This is a genomic window from Pseudomonas sp. HP_08 (assembly GCF_055284095.1).
The window spans coordinates 93,722-118,524 of the sequence record NZ_JBTOQC010000006.1 but is presented as its reverse complement, the minus strand read 5'-3'; the positions used below and the strand labels follow the sequence as shown (position 1 = coordinate 118,524).

Annotated in this window: 24 protein-coding genes; 6 read left to right on the top strand and 18 right to left on the bottom strand. The window is 61.1% G+C overall.

The window, feature by feature from the left end; genetic code table 11:
* Positions 1-114: 114 nt before the first annotated feature.
* Entirely contained in the window at positions 115-612 is a 498-nt protein-coding gene (locus ACYAS9_RS07510; protein WP_463567685.1) for a hypothetical protein, read from the top strand.
* Here the strand turns inward: ACYAS9_RS07510 and ACYAS9_RS07505 are convergent.
* From ACYAS9_RS07505 to ACYAS9_RS07490, 4 genes are all read right to left on the bottom strand, one after another.
* Complete coding sequence (locus ACYAS9_RS07505) at positions 609-3,710, bottom strand: efflux RND transporter permease subunit (protein WP_463567684.1); 3,102 nt, start codon at positions 3,708-3,710, stop codon at positions 609-611. The genes ACYAS9_RS07510 and ACYAS9_RS07505 overlap by 4 nt on opposite strands.
* Positions 3,707-4,777, bottom strand: a complete 1,071-nt coding sequence (locus ACYAS9_RS07500) for an efflux RND transporter periplasmic adaptor subunit (RefSeq protein ID WP_463567683.1) — start codon at positions 4,775-4,777, stop codon at positions 3,707-3,709. Before ACYAS9_RS07500 ends, ACYAS9_RS07505 begins: the two co-directional genes overlap by 4 nt.
* Entirely contained in the window at positions 4,774-5,886 is a 1,113-nt protein-coding gene (locus ACYAS9_RS07495) for an efflux RND transporter periplasmic adaptor subunit (protein WP_463567682.1), read from the bottom strand. The genes ACYAS9_RS07500 and ACYAS9_RS07495 overlap by 4 nt, the downstream gene beginning before the upstream one ends.
* Positions 5,887-6,024: 138 nt before the next feature.
* Positions 6,025-7,071 carry an RHS repeat-associated core domain-containing protein gene (locus tag ACYAS9_RS07490; protein WP_463567681.1) on the bottom strand — a complete coding sequence of 349 codons (1,047 nt, stop codon included), beginning with the start codon at positions 7,069-7,071 and terminating at the stop codon, positions 6,025-6,027.
* 160 nt (positions 7,072-7,231) lie between these two features.
* Here ACYAS9_RS07490 and ACYAS9_RS07485 point away from each other — a divergent pair, with 160 nt between their 5' ends.
* Positions 7,232-7,459: a type II toxin-antitoxin system Phd/YefM family antitoxin gene (locus ACYAS9_RS07485; protein ID WP_463567680.1), complete on the top strand. Its 228-nt coding sequence runs from the start codon at positions 7,232-7,234 to the stop codon at positions 7,457-7,459.
* Positions 7,460-7,628: 169 nt separating this feature from the next.
* The gene (locus tag ACYAS9_RS07480; RefSeq protein WP_463567679.1) at positions 7,629-7,829 is read left to right on the top strand and encodes a type II toxin-antitoxin system VapC family toxin; all 201 of its coding nucleotides are present in this window, start codon (positions 7,629-7,631) and stop codon (positions 7,827-7,829) included.
* A gap of 76 nt (positions 7,830-7,905) precedes the next feature.
* On the opposite strand, the gene ACYAS9_RS07475 is transcribed toward ACYAS9_RS07480, so the two are convergent.
* The 7 genes from ACYAS9_RS07475 to ACYAS9_RS07445 form a co-directional block, all read right to left on the bottom strand.
* Positions 7,906-8,910 carry an ABC transporter substrate-binding protein gene (locus tag ACYAS9_RS07475; protein WP_463567678.1) on the bottom strand — a complete coding sequence of 335 codons (1,005 nt, stop codon included), beginning with the start codon at positions 8,908-8,910 and terminating at the stop codon, positions 7,906-7,908.
* Positions 8,911-8,956: 46 nt separating this feature from the next.
* Positions 8,957-9,823, bottom strand: a complete 867-nt coding sequence (locus ACYAS9_RS07470; RefSeq protein WP_463567677.1) for an ABC transporter permease — start codon at positions 9,821-9,823, stop codon at positions 8,957-8,959.
* Positions 9,824-9,871: 48 nt separating this feature from the next.
* Positions 9,872-10,756, bottom strand: coding sequence for an ABC transporter ATP-binding protein (locus ACYAS9_RS07465; RefSeq protein ID WP_463567676.1), 885 nt, complete (start codon positions 10,754-10,756; stop codon positions 9,872-9,874).
* A gap of 16 nt (positions 10,757-10,772) precedes the next feature.
* Positions 10,773-11,669, bottom strand: a complete 897-nt coding sequence (locus ACYAS9_RS07460; RefSeq protein ID WP_463567675.1) for a TauD/TfdA dioxygenase family protein — start codon at positions 11,667-11,669, stop codon at positions 10,773-10,775.
* Between the two features lie 248 nt (positions 11,670-11,917).
* Complete coding sequence (locus ACYAS9_RS07455) at positions 11,918-12,700, bottom strand: MetQ/NlpA family ABC transporter substrate-binding protein (RefSeq protein ID WP_463567674.1); 783 nt, start codon at positions 12,698-12,700, stop codon at positions 11,918-11,920.
* Between the two features lie 241 nt (positions 12,701-12,941).
* Positions 12,942-13,892: a sigma 54-interacting transcriptional regulator gene (locus ACYAS9_RS07450; protein WP_463567673.1), complete on the bottom strand. Its 951-nt coding sequence runs from the start codon at positions 13,890-13,892 to the stop codon at positions 12,942-12,944.
* A gap of 70 nt (positions 13,893-13,962) precedes the next feature.
* Complete coding sequence (locus ACYAS9_RS07445) at positions 13,963-14,544, bottom strand: alpha/beta hydrolase (RefSeq protein WP_463567672.1); 582 nt, start codon at positions 14,542-14,544, stop codon at positions 13,963-13,965.
* 273 nt (positions 14,545-14,817) lie between these two features.
* On the opposite strand from ACYAS9_RS07445, the gene ACYAS9_RS07440 reads away from it, so the two are divergent.
* Complete coding sequence (locus tag ACYAS9_RS07440) at positions 14,818-15,792, top strand: AraC family transcriptional regulator (protein WP_463567671.1); 975 nt, start codon at positions 14,818-14,820, stop codon at positions 15,790-15,792.
* Here the strand turns inward: ACYAS9_RS07440 and ACYAS9_RS07435 are convergent.
* On the bottom strand, positions 15,784-16,491 hold the full coding sequence (locus tag ACYAS9_RS07435) for a Crp/Fnr family transcriptional regulator (protein WP_463567670.1): 708 nt from the start codon (positions 16,489-16,491) through the stop codon (positions 15,784-15,786). The genes ACYAS9_RS07440 and ACYAS9_RS07435 overlap by 9 nt on opposite strands.
* An 85-nt stretch (positions 16,492-16,576) precedes the next feature.
* Between ACYAS9_RS07435 and ACYAS9_RS07430 the strand changes: the two genes are divergently transcribed.
* Positions 16,577-17,071 (top strand): Mpo1 family 2-hydroxy fatty acid dioxygenase, encoded by a 495-nt coding sequence (locus ACYAS9_RS07430; RefSeq protein ID WP_463567669.1) that lies wholly within the window; start codon positions 16,577-16,579, stop codon positions 17,069-17,071.
* An 83-nt stretch (positions 17,072-17,154) separates the two neighbouring features.
* Here ACYAS9_RS07430 and ACYAS9_RS07425 read toward each other — a convergent pair whose 3' ends face one another.
* From ACYAS9_RS07425 to dibA, 6 genes are all read right to left on the bottom strand, one after another.
* A complete protein-coding gene (locus tag ACYAS9_RS07425) occupies positions 17,155-18,144 on the bottom strand; it encodes a sulfate/molybdate ABC transporter ATP-binding protein (protein WP_463567668.1) in 990 nt (329 codons plus the stop codon).
* Positions 18,145-18,147: 3 nt separating this feature from the next.
* Entirely contained in the window at positions 18,148-19,020 is an 873-nt protein-coding gene (gene cysW / locus ACYAS9_RS07420) for a sulfate ABC transporter permease subunit CysW (RefSeq protein WP_463567667.1), read from the bottom strand.
* Positions 19,021-19,033: 13 nt separating this feature from the next.
* Positions 19,034-19,855 (bottom strand): sulfate ABC transporter permease subunit CysT, encoded by an 822-nt coding sequence (cysT, locus tag ACYAS9_RS07415; protein WP_463567666.1) that lies wholly within the window; start codon positions 19,853-19,855, stop codon positions 19,034-19,036.
* Between the two features lie 104 nt (positions 19,856-19,959).
* Positions 19,960-20,967 carry a sulfate ABC transporter substrate-binding protein gene (locus ACYAS9_RS07410; RefSeq protein ID WP_463567665.1) on the bottom strand — a complete coding sequence of 336 codons (1,008 nt, stop codon included), beginning with the start codon at positions 20,965-20,967 and terminating at the stop codon, positions 19,960-19,962.
* 156 nt (positions 20,968-21,123) lie between these two features.
* Positions 21,124-21,306, bottom strand: coding sequence for a sulfur starvation response protein OscA (gene oscA / locus ACYAS9_RS07405; protein ID WP_459742630.1), 183 nt, complete (start codon positions 21,304-21,306; stop codon positions 21,124-21,126).
* A gap of 188 nt (positions 21,307-21,494) precedes the next feature.
* On the bottom strand, positions 21,495-23,426 hold the full coding sequence (dibA, locus tag ACYAS9_RS07400) for a phosphodiesterase DibA (RefSeq protein WP_463567664.1): 1,932 nt from the start codon (positions 23,424-23,426) through the stop codon (positions 21,495-21,497).
* 156 nt (positions 23,427-23,582) lie between these two features.
* Here dibA and desA point away from each other — a divergent pair, with 156 nt between their 5' ends.
* On the top strand, positions 23,583-24,767 hold the full coding sequence (gene desA / locus ACYAS9_RS07395) for a delta-9 fatty acid desaturase DesA (RefSeq protein WP_463567663.1): 1,185 nt from the start codon (positions 23,583-23,585) through the stop codon (positions 24,765-24,767).
* Positions 24,768-24,803: the final 36 nt, after the last annotated feature.

Here is a 24,803-nt window from a genome sequence, read left to right as displayed (position 1 = left end):
GTCTTGCAATTGCGTCATGAACCTAGCATTTCTGATAGTACCCGGCACCTCAGGCAGTGTTCAGAATGAGTGCACTTCAGGACGCTTTCGTACTGATGATCAAAGGAACAGATCATGGCTAGCGAATTCATCAGCAATGGCGACTTCAGAAAAAAATTCCGGGACTGGATTTACAATGCGCAATTCCAGGTCAACGGCGATGACACCAGTTTCCGGATGCCCGTCAGCGTCATTGCTTCTCAAAACCTGGTGCAAGACATCCCCGGCCAGACCATGCGGCTGAAATTCGATGTGCTTGGCCTGGAGCCGGACGGCGCACGTATTACTGTCACCGTTGGCGGTCTGCAACCCGACGGCAACACAATGGTTTCAATCGCCCCCGTCATGACCACGACACAATGGAGAGAAGTATCGACCCGGCTCGCCTTCGAACAGCCATTGACCAGCTGCTTTATAAGTATCACCACGCTGCACACACCGGCGTCAGTGCCTCAGGGCGCCATATTAGTCGACAACGACCTGCCACCTGCAGCAGCAACGCCCACACAGGCACTGCCCCAGGCAGACGTGCTGATCCGTCGAATTTCCCTGACCATTGAACCTGTCGCCTAAGTTTCAGCCTGCGCATCAGCCGTGTGCTGGCTGGCCTGTCGTTCGTGGCGCTGCTGCTCGCTCGGCTCCTTGATCCGGTACCAGGCCACATACAGCGCCGGCAGGAACAGCAGCGTCAGCAAGGTGGCCACCACAATCCCGCCGATCATGGCATAGGCCATCGGTCCCCAGAACACTTCACGGGCGATGGGGATCATGCCGAGGCTGGCCGCCGCTGCCGTCAGCAGAATTGGCCGGCGGCGGTGTTCGGTGGCTTCGACCACCGCGTCCCACGGCAGGTAACCAGCGCGCTCGTAGGCATCGATCTGGGTCACCAGAATCACCGAGTTGCGGATGATGATGCCGATCAGCGCCAGCACCCCGAGGATCGCCACGAAGCCCAGCGGCGTGCCGGTCGGCACCAGCGCCAGCACCACGCCGATCAGCCCCAGCGGCGCCACGCTGACGACCAGAAACATCTTCTGCACGCTGTGCAGCTGGATCATCAGGAAGGTCGCCATCAGAAACAGCATCAGCGGCAATACCTGAGCAATCGGGCCTTGCGCCTTGCCGCTCTCCTCCACGGTGCCGCCGGTGGCGACCTTGTAGCCGCTGGGCAGGCCTTCGGTGAATTTATCGATCTCGGGCTTGAGCTGCGCCACCAGATCGGTGGGCTGAATCGCATCGCGCACCGAGCTTTTCACGGTGATGGTCGGCTGCCGGTCGCGGCGCCAGACCAGCGGCTGCTCCAGTTCATAACCAACCGTGGCAAAGGCCAGCAGCGGAATCGAGGTGCCGGCCGGGGTGACGATCTGCAGGTTTTGCAGGGTTTCCGGGCTGCCACGTTCGGCATCCACCGCGCGGCCCACCACGTTGATCAGGTAAATGTCGTCGCGTACCTGGGTCACGGTCGAGCCGCTGACCACGCTGTTCATCACCGAGGCCACGTCTTCGGACGACAGCCCCAACTGCCGCGCCTTGTCTTGATTGATGTCGATGCGCAGCACCTTGCCCGGCTCGTTCCAGTCGTAGACCACTTCGCCGACATGGCTATTGTTGTCCAGCAAGGTCGCCAGTTCGATGGCGTGCTGACGCACCTTGTCGATGTCCGGCCCACTGATCCGGTACTGCAATGGCCGGCCCACCGGCGGGCCCATTTCCAGCGGCTGCACGAACGAGCCGACGCCGACAAAATCTTCGCGCAGGCGTTGCTGCAAGCGGGTAGTCAACGCGCCACGGGCGTCCAGGTCCTTGCTGACGATCACCAGCTGGGCATAGAACGGGTTTTGCAATTGCTGGTCCAGCGGCAGGTAGAAACGCAGCGCGCCCTGGCCGATGTAGGTGCTCCAGCGCACGATGTCTTCATCGCCCTTGAGGGTCGCTTCCAGGCGGTCGACCACCTTGCGGGTTTCATTGATCGACGCACTCTGCGGCAGCTTCAGATCGACCAGAATTTCCGGGCGATCGGAGGCCGGGAAGAACTGGTTCTGCACGAACTTCATCGAGAACAGCGCCCCGGCAAACAGCAGCAAGGTAATCCCGATCGCCCACCAGCGATGGCGCATCGACCAGATCATGCTGCTGTTGAACGCCCGGCCGATACGGCCCGGCTCTTCGGACTTTTTCTTGATCTTGCTGCTGAGAATGTGCACGCCGATCACCGGCGCGAACAGCACCGCGACGACCCATGAGACCAGCATGGCCACGGCAATCACCGCAAACAGGGTGAAGGTGTACTCACCCGCCGAGCTGTTGTTCAGGCCGATGGGCACGAAGCCTGCCACCGTCACCAGCGTGCCGGTGAGCATCGGGAAAGCGGTCGAGGTGTAGGCATAAGTCGCCGCCTCTTCCTTGCTCTTGCCCTGCTCCAGGCGGGTGACCATCATTTCGACGGTGATCATTGCATCGTCCACCAGCAACCCCAGCGCGATGATCAATGCGCCCAGAGAAATGCGCTGCATGGTGATGCCGCTGTACTCCATGAACACAAAGACCATGGCCAGCACCAGCGGGATCGAGCAGGCCACCACCAGGCCCGCGCGAATCCCCAGGCTGATAAAACTGACCACCATGACGATGATCACCGCCTCGAGCAACGCGCTGGTAAAGCCGCCCACCGCCTTGTCGACCACCTCGGCCTGGTCCGACACCTTGTGCACGCCAACGCCCACCGGCAGGTTGGCGGTGGCCTCGTCCATGCGCGCATGCAGGGCCTTGCCGAAGCTCTGGATATTGCCGCCGTCCTTCATGGCAATCGCCAGGCCAATCGCCGGCTGGCCGTTGAAACGAAACAAGGGCGCCGGCGGGTCGGTGAAACCACGCTCGATCTCGGCAATGTCGCTCAGCCGGTAGAAGCGGTCGTTAAGGCGCAGATTGACTGCCGCCAGATCCTTCTCCGAGGCGAACTGCCCAGAGGTGCGCACCGAAATACGCTCCGGTCCCGCCTCGATGACCCCGGCCGGCGTGACCGAGTTCTGTGCTTGCAGGCTTTGCAGCACCTGGCGCTGATCGAGCCCGAGCGCGGCCAGCTTGCGGGTCGAGAAATTCAGGTACAGCACTTCGTCCTGCTGGCCGATCATCTGCACTTTGCCGAGCCCTTCGACCCCGCGAATCTCGGCACGCACCTGCTCGACATGGTCGCGCAACTGGCGCATCGAAAAACCGTCGGCGGTGAAGGCGTAGATCGAGCCGTAGACATCGCCGAACTCGTCGTTGAACGACGGCCCTTGCAGGCCCTGCGGGAACTGGCCGCGAATGTCCTCGATCTTCTTGCGCACCTGGTACCAGATTTCCGGAATCGCCTTGGCGTCGGTGGTGTCACGCAGGAACACCATGATGGTCGACTCGCCCGGCAGCGTGTAGCTCTTCACATAGTCCAGCGAGTCGAGCTCTTCGAGCTTTTTCTCGATGCGGTCGGTGACCTGCTCGATGGTCTCGTCGACCGTCGCGCCGGGCCAGCGGGTCTGGATGACCATGGTCTTGATGGTGAACGACGGGTCTTCCTCACGGCCCAGGTTCATGTAGGAAAACACGCCCATCAACAGCGCAACGAACATCAGATACCAGACAAACGACTGATGCTTGATGGCCCACTCGGACAGATTGAAGCCACCTTTCATCGTGGGCCTTCCTTATCGATTTTGATGTTCTGCCCAGGCTTCAGGCTATTGACCCCGGCCGTGACCACCCGCTCGCCGGCCTGAATGCCGCCGGCCAGCCACACGCTGTCGGCCGAGCGACTGAGCACCTGCACCGGTTTGGGATTGACTGTCTTGCTGGCGGTATCGACCACCCAGACCTGGGTTTTGCCCTGCACTTCCTGCAAAGCACTGAGCGGCAGGCGCAGGCGCGGCGCGATAGCGGAAGTCAGGCTGACGCTGACCGCCGTACCGAGGCGCAGCGCCGGCGGCTGTTCGGCCAGGGTCAGGCGCGCGCGGCGGGTGCGGGTCGAGCGGTCCGGCTGCGGTTCAACTTCCCGCAGCGTGGCAGCGGTGCTGACGCTGGGGTCAAGCTGACTGGCAACGGTGAACTGCACCCCAGCCGGCAACTGTTCGAGCAGGGCGGCCGGCAGATCGATCACCGCTTCCTTGATGTCGGGTTGCGCGAGGATGACCACTTCCTGGCCTGCCGTGACCACTTGCCCGGCTTCGACTTTCCATTCGGTGACCACCGCCTTGTGATCGCTGCGCAACTCACTGTAGGTCAGTTGATCACGGGCCTGGGCGACGGCGGCGCGGGCCTGGTCGAGAGAAGAGCGGGTGGTTTTCAGATCAGTGAGGGCAATATCCAGTTGCGCCTGGGCGCCGACGCCACGATCAAACAAGGTCTGTTGGCGGCGGGCGTTGGCCTGGGCGTTGATCCACTGTGCCTCGACCTGCGCCTGATCGCCTTCACGGCCGCGCACGACGTTTTGCTGATCGGTGGGGTCGAGAGTGGCGAGCAGATCGCCCTTGGCCACTTCATCGCCCACATCGACCACGCGCCGGGCGATCCGCCCAGGCACCCGAAAGCCCAGCACGCTTTCATAGCGCGCTTGAATATTGCCGGCAAAACGACCGAAATCCGCCACCGACTCGGTTTCGGCCAGCACCGACAACACCGGGCGTACCGGCTCCGGCGCCGGTTCGTCCTGGCCGCAGGCCGCCAACAAGGCAGCGCTCAATACAAGGCAGGCACGGCGCTTCATGGTTTGGCTCCCGGATCTTTCTCTTTTGGTTCGGCAATCTCGACCTGCATGTCCGGGTGCAGCAATTGCCCACCGGCGGTGACCACCCGCTCGCCCGACTCCAGGCCGGAATCGATAATCACCTTGCCGGTCAGATAACGCGCGACCTTGACCGTGCGCAGGTTGGCCTTGCCGTCACCGTTCACCACCCACACCGCAGGCTGGCCGATGTCCTCGCCGATGTTCTTGGTCAGCGCCGCCCACGGCAGCTCGACCCGTGGCCTGGCCGGCCCGTTGAGGGCCACGCTGACCACCGAGCCGAGGTCCATGCCGGCCGGGAGTTTTTCCAGGGCAACCTTGACCTGCAAGGTGCCGGTCTGCGCCGACACCGCTGGCGTCACTTCGCGCACCTTGCCCTGCACTTGTATGTTCGGGTTATCCAGCAGGCTGACCTGCACAGGTTGATCGGTCGGCGGCTGCACGAATAGTGATTCATAGACGTTGAACACCGCATCGCGCTCGCCATCGCGGGCCAGGTCGAAGATCGGTTGCGTGGCCTGTATCACCTGCCCCACTTCGGCCTGGCGCGCGGTGATCACACCCGGCGCGTCGGCCAGCAGCGCGGTGTAGCTCAGTTGCTCGCGGGCATTGGCCAGTTGCGCCTGCGCCGCCTTCAAGGCGCTTTCGCTGCCGCGCAACTGGGCCTGCGCTGCATCGTATTCACTGCGGCTGGTGTAGCCCTTGGGCAACAGTTGCTCCTGCCGCCAGAACGCCGTTTTCGCCTGCGCGACCCGCGCCTGCTCGGCGGCCACGGCGGCCTGCGCCGTGTCGACATTGATCTGCAAGTCTTTCGGGTCTAGCCGGGCCAGCACCTGCCGCGCCGTGACCCGGTCACCGACATCGACCAGACGCTGGGTGATCTTGCCGTTGACCCGGAATGACAGCGGCGTCTGCACCCGCGCCTGGATATCGCCGGTCAGCGCCACACTGGCGGCAAAGCCTGCCTGCTGCACGTCTTGCACATAGACGCGCGGCAACTCGGGCGCCTGGGGTTCTTTGTCGCTACAGCCGGCCAATAGCAAGGCGGCTGCCAGGCCAACAGGAAGCAGTCTTGCAGGAGGGAGTGGCATGCAGACTCCTTGACGGATGCCGGGGCAAGCGGGGTATCGCTTGAAGTGATGTGAATATGCGACTGTTGCCGAGTGAGAGGGTTCCTTGCGACATGCCGCCTGAATCGTCATGCCGCCATTGAAGGGGTTATGCCGTCGCTATACCCAACTGATAGTGCGAATTTTTCGAGTCGTCGCCTGCTGGGCCCTGAGCAGGATGTTCCGGTTTTTGGGGCTGTCCAAAGCCTCAAGCCACGAGTCCAGAGCGGCTCGCTCCCGGACCTGAGACTCTTGTGGCACGGGTTGAGCCGTTTTGCGCACGGCAAGACGCTGCCACCATTGCTCCAGAGACCCCTTGCGCTGAGACGAAGCGGCTTGCCGAAGGACCAGAGCAGCTTCTCGTCTGCCGACATAAAACGATGAAACCCGCATACCCAACGAAGGCGCTCCAAGCGCTATTGCGCCCCACATCAGTGGCTTTGCAACAGGCGACTCAGGGTCGACAGCCACGATGACCCGGCTTGCAGTGAATGCGGAACTGGCTGCCAGTTGCCCCACTGCACCGGCGGCTGCCAGTTTGGTTGAGGCCGGAGCGCCGCCTTTGAGCACCTTGCGGATCGACGGCACAGCGAGTTTTACCCCCCAGGCGGCGCCGAAAAAACCGAGCCCGATCCAGGCAAATGAAAGCAGCAGATCCTCCACCGCATGCCCTGTCGGGTCGCTGTGATTCACCGGATCGCCAGCGCAATAGGCATACGAATTCAGTCCCCCTTCACCAAACGGACTCAGGCTGTCCGGACTGTTGAAGCGCTTCAATGCCGGGTTGTAAGCACGGTAGCCGTTGCCCAGCAGAGAGTGACCGGTCAGCGGGTCTGCTTCCTGCCCGTTAAAACCAGGCAGTAACGCTGAACTCTGACGATGGCCGTAAGGGCTATAGGCAATGTCGATTCGTTGGCCCGCACTACCGGCTGTCAGCACACTGTCCTTTTGATCGATGGCGAACAGATAACTGCGCTCGCCGGCTGCGGATACATCCTTTTGTGCCAGTAACTGCCGCTCGGTTGCCAGGATCGTTCGATGCAGATTGTCGCCAATCGCAGTCGCCAGACGGCTGGCCTGGTAGAAATGCCGGGTGGGCTCCTGCGCAGACTCCTTGCGGGCAGCCAGGCGGTCCAGCGCATCGTAGTGGTAGCGACAAGTAGGCATGACGTGCACTCCTTGCATTCATGTATGAGGCAAGGGTGCAGCATTGTGGCGGTGCGGGGTACTGGTAGAAATGACAGGGAGAGAGCAGAGCCATGGCGCACTTTACTTAGTTCACCACCAGGACCAAGGTGGTGATAAATCGACCACGGGAGGCAAGACCATGCAAACGCACAACATTCACGCGGCTAGAACTCACTTCTCGCAGCTTGTGGATGCAGCCGCAAGCGGAGAGACCATCATCATCACCAAAGCAGGAGTTCCGGTAGCCAAACTGGTTCCCATCACCTCCCCAAAGCGGCGCGGCATGCTGACCAACGTTACTTTCAATGCCGAAGCTTCTGACGCCATGGATGCTGAAATTGCAGATCTGTTTGAGGGCAAGGTTTGAAATTACTGCTCGATACTCACATTCTGATGTGGGCTGCTACTGACGACATCAGACTATCCAGAGCAGCGGCCCAGCTTATCGACGATGAAACCAACACCCTCTACTTCAGCGCAGTCAGATTTGGGGATTGACCATAAAGGGAGCCGAATGTACTGGCATCAACCCTGCCATGCTACGTAAAGAGCTGTTAGACACAGGCTACGTTGAACTACCTATCACCTCAGCCCACGGGTTGGCAGTAGGCGTTCTGCCAAACCATCATCGTGACCCGTTTGACCGCATCATGGTCGCTCAAGCAATGGCCGAGGGAATAAGCCTTGTGACACACGATAGCGCCCTGCACGCCTATCCCCACACCATCATTGTTTAACGCCATAAGCATCCATGCTTGATCTGGGCGTGTCGAAAATCGCGCTGACCGATCGGCATCAGCCCCAAGACTTCGATCAACTCCCCGGCGTGCCGTGCGCCTCTTCGAAGAAGTAATCCTTCCAGCTCGCCGCCTTGTTCTTCAACACGCCAAGCTCATTGAGTTTCTCGGCATAGATAAACGTGCGTTGCGGGGTGATCGTAAAGTCGATTTCCGGGTCAGCGACGATTTTCTCGACCAGTGCCAGCGGCAGCTTGGACTGTTCCACGCGGATGTAGGTCTGCGCCGCAGCCGGCTTGTCGGCCTTGATGATTTTCTCGGCTTCGGCCAGTGCGTCGTAGAACGCCTTGTAGGTCTTGGGGTTCTCGTCGTGGAATTTCTGCGTGGTGTACAACACATTGAATGTCGCCTGGCCACCGAGCACGTCGTACGAACTCAGCACTTTATGCACGTTGGGGTTTTCCAGCGCCTGGTACTGGAACGGCGGGCTGGAGAAGTGCGAGTTGATTTCCGAGCCGCCGGCCAGCAGCGCCGCCGTGGCGTCCGGGTGGGCGAGGCTGACGGAGATGTTGTCGAACTTCTTGTAGTTGTCGTTCCCGAATTGTCTGGCCGTTTCGATCTGCAAGGTGCGCGACTGGAAACCGACGCCGGCGGCCGGCACGGCGATGCGGTCCTTGTCGGTGAAGTCCTTGAGGGTCTTGACGTTGGGGTTGTTGGTCAGCAGGTAGTTGGGCATCGAGCCCAGCGAGGCGATGGCCTTGACGTTCTGCTTGCCCTTGGTGCGGTCCCAGACCGTCAGCATCGGCGGCACGCCGGCCGAAACCACGTCCAGAGCGCCGGCCAGCAAGCCTTCGTTCATCGCCGTGGCGCCGGAGACGCTGTTCCAGTTGACCTCGATATCGACGCCTTGCTGCTTGCCGTGTTTTTCGATCAGTTTCTGATCACGCACCACGTCCAGGATCAGGTAACCGATACCGAATTGCTGGGCGATGCTGATCTTGCCTTCGGCGTGTGCGCCGGCGCTGAACAAAAAGGTAGCCGCCAGTGCGGTGAGCGCCGGGCGCTTGAAAGAAATGCTCATGGGAATGCTCTCAAAAAGGTACAGGTCGGGATAACGCAGGCAGCGCTTAGCGCTGCATGCCCCAGCGCTTGACCGTCAGGCGCTCGATATTGGCGAACAGCAGGTTTTCGACCAGCAGGCCGATCAGGATCACCGCCGCAAGACCTGCGAAGACCTTGTCGGTGTACAGCTCGTTACGGTTCTGGAAGATGTACCAGCCCAGGCCGCCCTTGCCCGACGAGGCGCCGAATACCAGCTCGGCGGCGATCAGGGTGCGCCAGGCGAAGGCCCAGCCAATCTTCAAGCCGGCCAGAATCGACGGCAGCGCCGCCGGAATCAGGATGTGCCAGACAAAACGCAGGCCCTTGAGGCCGTAGTTGCGGCCGGCCATGCGCTGGGTTTCCGAGACGCCGAGAAAACCTGCGTAAGTGTTCAGCGCCAGCGCCCAGAGCACCGAATGCACCAGCACGAAGATCAGGCTGTTCTGGCCCAGGCCGAACCACAGCAACGCCAGCGGCAACAGCGCGATGGCTGGCAGCGGGTTGAACATCGCCGTCAGGGTACTGAGCAGGTCACGGCCCAATTGGGTCGACACCGCCAGCGTGGTCAGGCCGAACGCCAGAACGATGCCGATCACATAGCCCTGAATCAGCACGGTGAGGGAAATCCACACCTTGCCCAGCAGTTCGCCGCTGAGCAGGCCATCGTAGAAGGCCGCCGCGGTTTGCAGAAAGCTGGGCAGCAGCAGGTCGTTGTTCTGAATGCGCGCGACGATTTCCCAGAGCACGGCCAGCGCGATCATGATCACGGTCTTGCGCACCCAGCTCAGTTGCCAGATGCGTTGTGCCAGCGGAATGTCGCGGGCCAGTTCGGTTTGGGTAAAGGGTTCCAGCGTGATTTCGTACTCTTCACGCCGCACAGGAGAAAGGCTCATGGTTCGGATCTCTGCGGGCAGGCCAAGGACTGGCCTGCCGGTGAATGCTCAATACGCGATGCGTATGTCCTGGAAACCCAGCTCGCGCTCGGCCTGTTCACCACCGGATTGCTCATCGAACAGCAAGCGGTGAATGCGCTGCGCGGTGTGTTGAAAACCGACGCCGCCGAGGCTTTTCAGGTCGTACTGGTGGCTGTTGATTTCGGCACGCACCCGGCCCGGATGCGGCGACAGCAACAGAATGCGGTTGCCGACCACCAGCGCTTCTTCGATGGAGTGGGTGACGAACAACAGGGTGAAACGCACCTCTTCCCACAGCTCCAGCAGTTCTTCCTGCATCTTGCGCCGGGTCAGGGCGTCGAGGGCCGCGAACGGCTCGTCCATCAGCAGGATCTTGGGTTGCATGGCCAGTGCGCGGGCGATCGCCACGCGGGCTTTCATGCCGCCCGACAAGGTGTGCGGGTAGGCATCGGCAAAGGCGCTGAGGCCGACCTTGTCCAGGTAGTATTTGGCGCGCTCCAGCGCTTCAGGGCGCTTGAGGGTGCGCGAGGCCAGCAGCGGGAACATGACGTTCTCGATCACCGTTTTCCACGGCGGCAACTGGTCGAACTCCTGGAACACCACGATACGGTCCGGCCCCGGTTCGCTGACCTGCGTGCCGGCCAGGCGAATCTGTCCTTCGCTGGGGCGGATGAAACCGGCCACCGCCTTGAGCAACGTGGACTTGCCACAGCCCGAGGGGCCGAGCAGCACGAAGCGGTCGGAGGGATCGACCTCGAAACTCACTTGATGAGTCGCGCGCACCACGCGTTCCGGGGTGCGGTATTCGAGACTGACGTTTTGCACCTGCAACAGGGCTTCAGCAGTGGGCTGAGCGCCGGGTTGCGAGCCGCTTGTCTGGCTAGCCGTGTGGCTTTGCGCGACAGCATTCATGGGCGTGTCTCCTGAATCAAAATGGCGCATCGCCTTGAATGGTGGTGCGATGCAGACGACGGCGCAGCTCGGGCGCGCAGCCGGCAGCCAGGTGCATCAGCGAGCGGTTATCCCAGAACACCATGTCGCCGTCTTGCCACTGGTGGCGGTAGACGTTGTCGTTACCCACGCTGTGGGCGTTTATCTCGTTGAGGATCTGGCGGCTTTCGTCGTCCGGCAAACCGACGATATGGGTGGTGAAGTTCTCATTGACGAACAGCGCCTTGCGCCCGGTTTCCGGGTGGGTGCGCACCACCGGGTGGACCACCTCGACCACTTGGGCCAGTTGCTCGGGCGTCAGGGTCGGGCGCCAGTTCACAGCGTTGTGGCCATCGCGATAACGCGCGGTGTAGCTGTGTACCGCCGAACGGCCCTCGACGGCCTTGCGCAAGTGCGCAGGCAGCGTGTCCCAGGCCAGGTGCATGTCGGCAAACAGCGTGTCGCCGCCTTCGCTGGGCAATTCCTGGGCATACAGCATCGAGCCCAGGCTTGGCAGTTCCTTGTACGACAGATCGGAGTGCCAGAACTTGCCGGCATCGCCCAGGCCGATCGGCTGGCCGTCTTCAACGATGTTGGAGACGATCAGGATTTCCGGATGGTTGGCGAGCAGGAACTGCTTGAGCACATGAATCTGCAACACACCGAAACGGCGGCTGAAATCGATCTGCTGTTGCGGGGTAATGTGCTGGTCACGGAACACCACCACATGGTGGTCCAGATGCGCCTTGTGAACACGGGCGAAATCGGCGTCGTTAAGGGTTTTCGACAGATCAAGCCCGACAATCTCGGCACCGACCTTGTCGGCGAACGGACGGACATCAAAGGATTGACTGGCGGCCTGAACGGCGGATGAAGCGAGGGAGGCTGCTGGCATGAGTACTCCGTCTCCAGAAGGCTGAATGGGAGTAACTGTATAGATATAAGAAATGGAATTTAAATACCGATATTGAATATCGATATAGCCAGCATTTACACGGCCCCGTAGGAGCCCGCTTGCCGGCGACCGAGTGCAAAGCGCTCGCAATATCTCGGAAACGCCGAGAATTTACGACTGCCAACGCACACGGTCGTCGATATGCCACCCAGGGCAAGCGCGCTCCTACAGATCGCGTTTCAAATCAATCAGAACGCCGGCAATACCGCGCCGTCATACTTCTTGTTGATGTAATCCTTCACTTCCTGGCTGGTCAGCGCCTTGGACAGTTTCTGGATGGCATCGGTGTTGGCGTTGTCCTGGCGGGTGACCAGGTAGTTCACGTACGGCGAGTCGGCGCCTTCGATGATCAGTGCGTCTTTTTTCGGGCTCAGCTTGGCTTCCAGCGCGTAGTTGGTGTTAATCAGGTCCAGGTCGACCTCGTTCAGCACGCGTGGCAGCAGGGCCGATTCCAGCTCGCGGAATTTCAGTTTCTTCGGGTTGGTGGCGATGTCTTTCACGGTCGACAAGGCATTGGTCGGATCTTTCAGGGTGATCAGGCCACCTTTTTGCAACAGCAACAGGGCGCGACCGCCGTTGCTGCCTTCGTTAGGAATGGCAACGGTAGCGCCTTCAGGCAGATCGGCCAGGCTCTTGTACTTCTTCGAATAGCCGCCAAACGGTTCAACGTGTACGCCGACGCCGGTGGTCAGGGTCGCGTTCTTGCCCTTGTTGAAGCCGTCCAGGTAAGGCTTGGTCTGGAAGTAGTTGGCGTCCAGGCGTTTCTCGTTCAGTTGCACGTTCGGCTGCACGTAGTCGGTGAAGACCTTGATTTCCAGGTCCACGCCTTCTTTGGCCAGGGTCGGCTTGATTAGCTCAAGGATTTCGGCGTGCGGCACCGGGGTCGCGCCGACCACCAGTTTTTCACCGGCGTGTGCCAGGCCTACCGAGAAGGCGGCTGCGAGTGCAGCCATCAGTACTGTCTTTTTCATGAAATGCCCCTAAAGAAGATCTGTGTCGAATCGTGCTTTATCAGTATTGGGTCGCCAGCCTCGATGGCCTGCGGCGACGTGAGGCGGACATTAACGGGGTTTATTATTCCAATACAATACTTTTTAAGCAGCTTCTTATTCCATTTTTGAAATTCTCGAAACGAGCGCTCTAGCGTGCGCTTCAGACAAAAAAAGCGCCGCACCTGTCACCGGCCACGGCGCTGGAAACTTGTCTGTTCGATCAGGCCGACAGGGCTTGCAACCTTGTTGTCAGGCCTTGCAGCAGGGTTTTGAAGCTTGCCAGTTGCTCAGGGTTTGACTCGCTCAACAGCCGCTGCGCCTGGCGCTCGATCACCGACAGCGGGTCGGGGCTGCCCGGCAGGTTGAGGTGTTCGGGCTGAATCTCATCGCCGCTGCTGACCAGCAGGGCAAAGTGGATGACGTTTTCCAGCTCACGGGTATTGCCCGGCCAGTCGTGGGCCTGCAAGACCTCATGCGCGGCATCGCTGATCAGTTGCACCGGCAGGCTCAGGCGCTGGCTGTAGATGCCCACGAAATACTCGGCCAGCGGCAGGATATTGCCCGGTTGCTCGCGCAGCGCCGGCAGGTCGAGCCGGCCTTCGCCCAGATAGTGATACAAGCGCTCGTGAAACTTGCCGGCCGCCACTGCCTTGCCCAGGTCGATGCTGGTCGCTGCCACCAGGCGCACATCGACAGGACTTGGCTGTTGCGCACCGACGCGGGTGACTTCGTGGTTTTCAAGGGCCGCCAGCAGCTTGACCTGAATCGGCAGCGGCAAATCGCCGATCTCGTCCAGGTACAAGGTGCCGCCATTGGCCGAGCCGAACCAGCCGGCTCGACTGCTGACCGAGCCGCTGTGGGCGCCGGCGGCATAACCGAACAATTCGGCATCGGCGTAGGTCGGGCTGATCGCGCCGCAGTTGACCGACACGAACAAACCACCGCGATCACTGCCGCGGTGAATGTGCCGGGCCAGCAACTCTTTACCGGTGCCTGGCTCGCCGCGAATCAGGATCGGCAAGGAACCGGCGGCCAGATGCTCCATTTCGCTGCGCAACTGGCGCGAGCGCGGGTCGATGAATACCAAGGCCTTGGCACGAATGCTCAAGGGGCTTTTGTCGGCCTCGGGGAAGGTCAGCAAAGGCTGGCCTTGGGTCTCGTGAACACTCATGAAAAACTCCCGCCAGAACCTGCAAAGATCCGGGCGTTACTGAAAACGGCGAAATAAAAAAGCACAGGCCTCAGGCGCGGCGGCGCGATTGTTGCTCAAGACGATTCTGTAAACGGTACAGGTAGGCGAAACCCTGCTCCCAACGCTGGTGGCCCGACTTGACGTTGATGTGGCCGGCCTGGCTCAGAAAGCCCACTTCGGCGCCCCAATGGCGGGCCATTTCCATCGCCCGCTGGCTGCTGACCGCAGGGTCGTTGTCGGAGCTGACGATCTGGGTCGGGAACGGCAACAGGTCAGTGGGGATCGGCGCAAAATTGCGCAAGGCCGGCGAGCAATTGGGACGCTCTACATCGGCAGGCGCCACCAGCAAGGCGCCGTGTACCTGACGCAGCGATTCCAGCGGTGCCAGTTGCGCCCAGTGCGCGACGGTGATGCAGCCCAGGCTATGAGCGATCAGAATCACCGGCGAGCTGTGTGCAGCAATCATGCGCTGCAACTCGCCGACCCAGTCTTCGCGGCGTGGCTTGAGCCAGTCGGCCTGTTCCACACGCGCGCTGTTGGGCAAGCTATTCTGCCAATGAGTTTGCCAATGATCGTCAGGCGACCCTTGCCAGCCTGGCACTATCAGATAACGGATTGATTCGTTATGCATGGGGTCGCCTCCTGAAGGCTTGAGTCCATGCCGCGAGTATAGGGACGCAACATATATTCGTTAAGGAATAAGAAGCTATTTGTTAAGACCTGTATTGCATATGCCTTTGTTCTGCCCATGTGCGGCGCCGGCAAGGATTGATACCCGGAACTTGCAAATATCGGGGTCGCTTCCATGCTCTGATAACGGCGCCAGGCAATGGATCTGCCGATGTGCCTTGGCCGGATCATTTTCCGGTCCTTTTGCCCCTCGTCGACAGGAAGTAGCACGCCTATGCCAGAGCCCAGCAGCCTCACCCGATGGACCCGCGCCTTGCGCAAGCAACTCGACGCCATGGACCTGGACAGCCTCGAGCTGTGCCAGGCCGCCGGCATCGACCCGCACACGCCCCAGCCACATGAAGCGCCGGGGGCTGCCTTGCGCCTCTGGCAACTGGCCGTGCAGGCCAGCGGCGAGCCGGCGCTTGGCCTGCGGGTTTCGCGCTTTGCCAGCCCGACCAGCTTTCATGCACTGGGTTACACCCTGGTGGCCAGCGACTCGCTGCGAGAGGTCTTCGAGCGCATCGTGGGGTATCACCCCAGCAGCCCCGACGCCTTGCAACTGACCTTCCACAAGGTCGGCGAGCGCTACGAGTTCATTTTCAGCGCGCCGGCCGATTACCCGGCGCCGGTGCCGGAACTGTTCGATGCCTTTGCCGCCATCTACGTGCGCACCTGCCGCAACCGGCTCGGCCGTGGCTATGCACCGCTGGAAGTGCACCTGCAACGTCCGCGGCCCAATAATGCGCAACCCTGGCAGGAGCTGTTTCGGGCACCGCTGTTTTTTGCAGCGGCGCAGAACATGCTGGCGTTTGCCTGCGCCGACTTCGACAGCCACCTGGAAGGCGGCGCGGCGCCGTCCAGAGAGGCATCGCTGCAGGCCGGACAGCTGATCTGGGAGCCACGGGTGCGCTGCGCCATCGAGGCGCAACTGCCCGAAGGCGAACCCAGCGCCGAAAGCATTGCCCAGGCGCTCAACCTGAGCCCGCGCAGCCTGCACCGACACCTGGCCGATGAAGGCTGCCGCTATGACTTGCTGCTCAATCAGTGCCGGGAAAACCTGGCGCTGCTGCACATCAGCGACCCTGCGGCCTCGCTGAGCGAAGTCGCCTGGCTGCTGGGCTTTGCCGATGTCGACAGCTTCAGCCGTGCCTTCAAGCGCTGGACCGGCCTGACGCCTGAGCAGTACCGGTTGGGGGTATTACGCTGAAATCCGCGCCCGTGCCACGTTGGCAACCTTGCGCAACTTGTCGACGCTCAGCACCTCGATCAGGTCCGGGTCAAGGCGAATGATCTTGCGCCGCTGAAAATCCTGCAGCACCTCGACCAGCGCCTCGCGTGACAGATTCAACGTGGCGCTGGCCTCGATGGCCTCAAGGGTCAGCACGCGCCGGGCATTGCTCAGTTGGCCATAGCCCTCGCCCAGCACCAGCACGCGCCAGGCCACGCGGGCACGATCGGGCAGGCTGTGCATTTTTTCGCGGGTGGGCAGATCGAGGCCGATTTTCTGGCTGAGCAAATCGGCGAAGGCGCGTTTGTATTCGGGATGCTCTGCCAGCAGCGCGTCGATCACCGGCTGCGCAATGTGCAAGAAAATACTCTGCTGCATCGAGTAGGCGTCCAGTGTGCGTGGCAAGCCATCGAACAGCGACACCTCGCCAAACCAGAAAGGCGGCCGCACCTCAAGCGGCGCCGCCCGGCGCTGCTCATCGGCGCTGCCCATGCGCACCGCGCCCTCGACCAGGGCATACAGCCCACACGGCGCATCGCCCCTGGCAAACAGCAACTTGCCCGGCGTGATACGCCGCTGCCGCGTGGCCGCGAGCAAGGCGTCCTGCAAACCGGCCGGCAAGTTGGCGAACCAGTATTCACCCAGTAGCCGCGACCGCCATCCTGTTCCATTTGTCATGTGTGCTTCCTTGGTTTTCTATATGCAGACATCCGGCAAAGCGGCTACGTTAAACAGGCCGATCACCGAACGGACAACAATCATAATGAAAACACTGGTCGATCATCTCAGCCAATATGCTGCTTATCACCGAGATTCGCGCAATATCGTGACGCACTTCCTGGGCATACCCATGATCGTACTGGCCGTGACGATTTTTCTGTCACGTCCTGGCGTATTAGTCGATGAGACATGGTTGTCGCCAGCGACACTGGTGGCGTTGCTGTCGACACTGTTCTATCTGCGCCTGGATTACAGGCTGGGTCTGGTGATGGCGGGGTTGCTCGGGCTGTGCCTGTGGGTGAGCGCACACCTGGCGCAACAATCGACAGGAATCTGGCTGGGCTGGGGAGTCGGGCTGTTTGTGGCGGGCTGGATTATCCAGTTCATCGGCCATTATTACGAAGGCCGCAAACCGGCCTTCGTCGACGATATAACCGGGCTGATCATCGGCCCGCTGTTCGTGGTGGCGGAACTGGCGTTCCTGATCGGCCTGCGCAAACCTCTGCAACAGGCCATCGAACAGCGGTTAGCACCGTAGGACCGGCCGGGCGGCGTTGCGCTTTAGCCGGGAACGGTGGCGCCGCGGTTCCCGACTAAAGTCGGTCCTACGGTCTGCGTGTTTCAGATGCTGGGCACTTTCTGCCAGACCTTGGGCTTGAAGAACAGCACTTCGCCGCGCGCCAGGCCGGTCAGGCTGTCATGGTCCTTGACCACTTCGGCTTCGATCAGGTCGCTCTGCCCTTCGACCTTGAGGGTCACCCGGGTGGTAGCGCCCAGCGGACGGATGTCGCGCACTTCGGCGGCGTGGTGATCTTCCAGTTCATGGCGCGACAGCGACACTTCGTGCGGGCGGAACAGCAGGTGTTCACTGTCGCCCACGCTCAGCCGGTTGGAGTCGCCCAGGAAGTGGTAGACGAAATCGTTGGCCGGGTGCTCGTAGACTTCACCCGGCGAGCCGATCTGTTCGATCACGCCCTTGTTCATCACCACGATGCGGTCGGCCACTTCCATGGCTTCTTCCTGGTCGTGGGTTACGAATACCGAGGTCAGGTTGATGTCTTCGTGCAGGCGCGCCAGCCAGCGGCGCAGTTCTTTACGCACCTTGGCGTCCAGGGCACCGAACGGTTCATCGAGCAGCAGCACCTTGGGTTCTACCGCCAGGGCACGGGCCAGCGCAATACGCTGGCGCTGGCCGCCGGACAGTTGCTCCGGGTAGCGGTCGGCCAGCCAGTCGAGCTGCACCATGTTCAGCAGTTCATGGACCTTGGCCTTGATCTGGGTTTCGGTCGGGCGCTGGTTCTTGGGCTTCATGCGCAAGCCGAAGGCGACGTTGTCGAACACCGTCATGTGGCGGAACAGCGCGTAGTGCTGGAACACGAACCCGACGTTGCGATCACGCACATCGTGGCTCGACACGTCTTCGCCATGGAACACGATGCTGCCGGCATCCGGGGTTTCCAGGCCTGCAATGATGCGCAGCAGGGTGGTCTTGCCACAGCCCGACGGCCCCAGCAGGGCGACCAGTTCGCCGCTGTTGATGTCCAGGTTGATGGTGTTCAGCGCCTTGAAGGCATTGAAGTTCTTGCTGACGTTACGGACTTCGATCGACATGGCTTATTCCTCCGCCGCGTTCTGGCGCAGACGGTTAATGCGCGATTCGCTCCACTGCTTGAGCAGCAGGATGAACAGGGCGATGACCAGCAACAGGCTCGCAACCGCGAAGGCCGCGACGTGGTTATATTCGTTGTAGAGGATCTCGACGTGCAGCGGCAGCGTGTTGGTGACCCCGCGAATGTGCCCGGACACCACCGACACCGCACCGAACTCACCCATGGCGCGGGCAGTACACAGCACCACGCCGTAGATCAGACCCCATTTGATATTGGGCACGGTGACGTGCCAGAACATCTGCCAGCCGTTGGCGCCCAGCAAACGGGCGGCCTCTTCCTCTTGCGTGCCCTGCTCCTGCATCAGCGGGATCAGTTCACGGGCCACGAACGGCACGGTGACGAAGATGGTCGCCAGCACGATGCCCGGCAGGGCAAACACGATCTGGATATCACGGTCCTGCAACCACGGGCCAAAAAAGCCCTGGGCGCCGAACATCAGCACATAGACCAGACCTGCGATGACCGGCGACACCGAGAACGGCAGGTCGATCAGGGTCACCAGGATGCTCTTGCCGCGAAACGAGTATTTGCTCACGCACCAGGCGGCGCACACGCCAAAGACCAGGTTCAGCGGCACCGAGATCAAGACCGCAATGACCGTGAGCTTGAGTGCCGACAGCGCATCGGGCTCGAAAATCGCGGTAAAGAAAGCGCCCAGGCCATTTTTCAGGCCTTGGGACACCACGATGATCAACGGCAGGGCCAGAAACAGGAAAAACACCAGCCAGCCAAGGCCGATCAGCACACGGCGCGCTACAGGGCTGCCGCGCCGGGCGGCATTGGCCACGGAGGCGGCGGAAACCGACGAATGGGACATGATCGCTTGCTCCTCAGTTCGGGGTTTCGATGCGCCGCTGCAGCAGATTGATCAGCAGCAACAGGATGAAGGAAACCACCAGCATCATCACGCCGATGGCGGTGGCGCCGGTGTAGTCGTACTGGTCGAGCTTGACCATGATCAGCAGCGGCAGGATCTCGGTCTTCATCGGCATGTTGCCGGCAATGAAGATCACCGAACCGTACTCGCCCACGCCACGGGCAAAGGCCAGGGCGAAACCGGTCAGCCAGGCGGGCAGCAAGGCCGGCATCAGGATGTGCCGGAACACCTGCAAGGGACGCGCGCCCAGGCAGGCGGCGGCCTCTTCGACCTCACGCGGGATATCGGCCAGCACCGGCTGCACCGTGCGCACCACGAATGGCAGCGTCACGAAGGTCAGCGCCAGGGTGATGCCCAGCGGGGTGTAGGCGATCTTGAAGCCCAGGTCGGCGGCAAACTGGCCGACCCAGCCGTTGGGCGCGTACAGCGCCGTCAGGGCGATACCGGCCACCGCAGTGGGCAGGGCGAACGGCAGGTCGATCATCGCATCGATGATCTTGCGCCCCGGGAAGGTGTAGCGCACCAGAACCCAGGCCAGCAGCGTACCGATGATGCCGTTGATGATGGCGGCGTAGAACGCCGTGCCGAAACTCAGTTTCAGGGCCGCGATCACCCGAGGCGCGGTGATGATGGTCCAGAACTGATCCCAGGTCAGCTGGGCGGCATGCACGAACATGGCGGCCAGCGGAATTAATACAATCAAACTGAGGTACACCAAGGTGTAGCCCAGCGTCAGCCCGAAGCCGGGTATGACGGGGGAGATACGACGCGACATAAAAATCCCTGGTTTAACTTGCGCCAAACCCGGGCATGAGCCCGGGTCGTTTGATCAAACCGAAGACACCGTCAGCAATTGACGGTGCCCTCTACCGGCGCCGGTTACTGCGCCTTGTAGATCTGGTCGAATACGCCACCGTCGTTGAAGAACTTCGGCTGTGCAGTTTTCCAGCCGCCAAAGTCCTTGTCGATAGTCACCAGGTCAAGTTTCGGGAATTGCTTCTCGTACTTGGCGGCCACTTCGGCATTACGCGGGCGGTAGAAATTCTTCGCGGCAATCTCCTGGCCAGCCGGGCTGTACAGGTGCTTGAGGTATTCGGTGGCGATTTCGGTGTTGCCCTTCTTCTCGGCGTTCTTGTCGACCACGGCCACTGGCGGCTCGGCGAGGATCGACAGCGAAGGCACGATGATATCGAATTTGTCGGCACCGCCGTCCTCTTTAAGGGCCAGGAACGCTTCGTTTTCCCAGGCCAGCAACACGTCACCCTGACCGTTGTTGACGAAGGTGATGGTCGAGCCACGGGCGCCGGTGTCGAGGATCGGCACGTGCTTGAACAGTTTTTCGACGTATTCCTGCGCCTTGGCTTCGCTGCCGCCGGCTTTCAGGCCATAGGCCCAGGCCGCCAGGAAGTTCCAGCGTGCGCCACCGCTGGTTTTCGGGTTCGGGGTAATGACCGACACGCCATCCTTGATCAGGTCGTTCCAGTCCTTGATGCCTTTAGGGTTGCCCTTGCGCACCAGGAACACGATGGTCGAGGTGTACGGGGTGCTGGCATCCGGCAGGCGGGTCTGCCAGTTTTCCGGGAGGGTCTTGCCCAGTTTGGCGATTTCGTCGATGTCACCGGCCAGGGCCAGGGTCACCACGTCGGCGCGCAAGCCGTCGATCACTGCACGGCCTTGTTTGCCGGAGCCACCGTGGGACTGCTTGATTTCGACCTTGTCGTCCTTGTGAGTCGCCGTCCAGTGCTTGATGAATTCGGCGTTGTATTCCTGATACAGCTCGCGGGTCGGATCGTACGACACGTTGAGCAACTCATAATCCTTTGCAACAGCAGAACCTGCAAACACGGCGCTGGCGAGAGCGGCCAGGGCGAAACGACGAATAGACATAAATCAAGCTCCTGGAAAATCTGAGTATTGGCGTTATCGATTATTCTTGGCGCGTTAATGCCGCAAGCGGCATTGCACGTTGCTTAGAGAGGCGTATCAGGAGTCAACATGACACCCTCCGGTTGACCAGTCGGGTTAAGCAGCGCGGGGATTGATTCAGTTGGGTTTGGTGCCGGAGTTCTGCAGGCGGAACTTCTCTTTACGCTCGATCTGTACGACCTGGGCGTTGTGTACCGTGATTTCGACTGCACCAAAACGAAGATCACGCAGGGCACTCTGAATCTCACGCAGAATGGCTGCTTCGTCCTGACCGTCAACGCTACGCAGAGTGGCGCTCATATTCATAACTCCTTGGAAAGTGGCAAACCCGCCGTTACGACTGGGGGGTAACGGCTTGTGGCGTTGGGGCCATATTAGATACGCAGAGTTATTCTTAAAAAGACTATTTAAGAATGCAGATATAACCAAAAGACATTTATGGTCAGCGCAGTTGCCGGGGCGCATTGCACGCCCCGGCCTGAAGGCCGCTAAACCACTGAAAAATCGAAGCTCGGCGCTCTGGACCAGTCGATCTGAGCCGCCGGCATGGGCTTGGCAAACCAGTAGCCCTGACCCAGTTCACAGCCGCTGTCGAACAAAAAAGCCGCCTGTTCGGCGCTCTCGATGCCCTCGGCCAGCACCTTCATGCCCATGCTGCGGGCCAGCGCGATGATCGCTTGCACAATGGCGATATCGTCTTCGTCGCCGGGCAGTCCGGCGACGAAGCCCTGATCGATCTTGAGCTTCTGCACCGGCATGCGTTTGAGCCGCAGCAGGGATGAATAACCGGTGCCGAAATCATCGATGGCCAGGCTCAGGCCCAGCTCGCGCAGGCGGTGCAACTGTTCCAGCGCTTGTTCCGGGTCTTGCATCACCGCACTTTCGGTGACTTCCAGCTCCAGCAGCGCAGGGTTCAGGCCGGTGTCGCGCAAAATCGCGGCGACTTGCCGGTCCAGGTCGCCCTGAATGAACTGACGACTGGAAATGTTCACCGCGACAAAATCCAGCGGCACGCCTGCTGCCTGCCATTGGCGCATTTGCGTGCAGGCGGCGCGCAACACCCAGTCATCGATATCGCCGATCAGCCCGCTTTGCTCGGCAATCGGGATGAACTCACCGGGCGACACCATGCCGCGCACCGGATGCTCCCAGCGCACCAGCGCCTCGACCCCGCGAATACGCCGGGTCGTGAGGTCGTGCACCGGCTGGTAAAACACCCGCAGCTCGTTTTGCCTGATCGCCCGGCGCAGCTCGCTGGCCAGTTCGACCCGTTGCTGGGCGTGGGCGGTGAGCTCTTCGGTGTACAGCGCGTACGTTTCGCGCCCGCCGCGCTTGGCCTTGAATAAGGCGGCATCGGCGTTGCGCAGCAGTTGCTCGGCCGACAGCGCGTCGTTGGGGAACAGGCTGATGCCGATGCTGACGGTGATGAACAGCGCCTGGCCTTCGATCAGAAACGGCGTCTTGAACGCATCGAGCACCAGCTGCGCCAGATTCGCGGCCTGGGCCATCTGCGAGCAATCCTTGAGCAGCAGGGCAAATTCATCGCCGCCCAGGCGGGCCAGCGTCGCCTCGGCAGCGAACAGGCCTACCAGCCGCTCGGCCACCGACTTGAGCACTTGATCGCCAAGACCATGACCCAGGCTGTCATTGATGTTCTTGAAGTGATCCAGGTCCAGCAGCAACATTGCGCAGGTGCGCTTGGCCGTCCGTGCGGCGGCGACGGCCTCGGTGGCGCGGTCGGTGAACAGCAACCGGTTGGGCAAGCCGGTCAGCGCATCGTAGTGGGCCAGCTGGGCACGCTCATGCTCGGAACGCTTGATCGCCGACAGGTCGGAAAACACCGCGACAAAATGGCGGATCTGCCCGTCGGGGCCCTTGATGCCGCGAATGCTCTGCCACTGTGGATACACCTCGCCACTTTTGCGGCGGTTCCAGATCTCGCCGTTCCATTCACCTTCGCGGTGGATAGCCTGGTACATCTGCCCGTAGAAATCGGCGCCGTGGCGGCCGGATTTGAATTTGCTGGGGTTCTGGCCCAGCACCTCATCGGGCTGGTAACCGGTGATGTCGACAAAGGCGCGATTGACGTGAACGATCTGCGCCTTGTCGTTGGTCACCAGCACGCCCTCGCGGGTGCTGTCGAACACTGCCGACGCCAGCCGCAGGCGGTCATGGTCTTCACGATGCTGGCGCAACAGGTGCGCACCACCCAGCCAGCCCAGCAGGCGATGGCGGGACAAGAACAGGGTCAGGGTGCCGAGCACCACCCAGAGATAACCGCTCGTCTGCTGCCATTCGTCGAGCCGTACCGGGTCGTGAACCCATAACGGCAGTAGAGAGCGGCTTGCCAGCCACCATAGAAACGTCAGGAAGCCATAGAAAATGGCGGTCCCGAGCGCTTTTCGCGTTAAATCCGTCATGAGAAAGCACACATCCCTACGTGGACTCGCGATTATAAAACAAGAAACATCCCGAGACGCTTCTTCACAGTCGCATCTGGTTTTCTGGTGCCGCTCAGAGATAATGCGGGCTGTTCGTTTTTCACCCACCCGCCACCTGTGAGGGCCCAGCAGCCTATGTGGTACAACGGTTTACTCGATTTGTCCGTCTGGCAACTGATTGCCGTCACCCTGGTCATGACCCACGTGACCATTATTGGCGTGACTGTCTACCTGCACCGCTATTCGGCCCACCGCTCGCTGGAGATGCACGCGGGGCTGAAACACTTCTTCCGCTTCTGGCTGTGGCTGACCACGGCGCAGAACACCCGCGAGTGGACGGCCATCCACCGCAAACACCACGCCAAATGCGAAACCGTCGACGACCCGCACAGCCCGGTGATCAAGGGCCTGTCGACCGTGCTGCGCAAGGGCGCCGAGCTGTACCGCGCCGAAGCCGGCAACCCCGACACGCTGCGCATCTACGGCAAGCACTGCCCCGAAGACTGGATCGAGCGCAATCTGTACTCGCGCTACAAGCTGCTGGGCATCGCGCTGATGGCGGTGATCGATCTTGCGCTGTTCGGCGTGCTGGGCATCACCGTGTGGGCCGTGCAGATGATGTGGATTCCATTCTGGGCCGCCGGCGTGGTCAACGGCCTGGGCCATGCGGTGGGCTATCGCAACTTCGAATGCAAGGATGCGGCGACCAACCTGGTGCCGTGGGGCATCGTCATTGGTGGCGAAGAGCTGCACAACAACCACCACACCTACCCCAACTCGGCCAAGCTGTCGGTCAAGCCTTGGGAGTTCGACATGGGCTGGGCCTGGATCAAGGTGTTCAGCGCCCTGCGCCTGGCCAAGGTCCAGCGTGTGGCGCCGGTGGCCCATCGGATCGAAGGCAAGCGGCACCTGGACATGGACACCGCCATGGCGATTCTCAACAACCGTTTCCAGATCATGGCCCAGTACCGAAAACTGGTCATCGGCCCGCTGGTGACCCAGGAACTGGCGCGTGCCGATGCCTCGGTCCGCCATCAGTTCCGCCGTGCCAAACGCCTGCTCTCGCGTGAGACCAGCCTGCTCGACGACCATCACCACCGGCGCATCCAGAGCATGCTCGAACACAGCCAGGCGCTTAAAGTGATCTACGAAAAACGCCTGGCCCTGCAGCAGATCTGGCTCAAGACCAGCAGCAACAGCCAGGACCTGCTGGCGGCCATGAAAGACTGGATTCACGAGGCTGAAAGCAGTGGCATCCAGTCGCTGCGCGACTTCGCCGACCAGCTCAAAACCTACACCATGCGCCCCTCCTACGCTTGATACCGTTGATCGGTGCGCCCCATGATGGCGCACCGA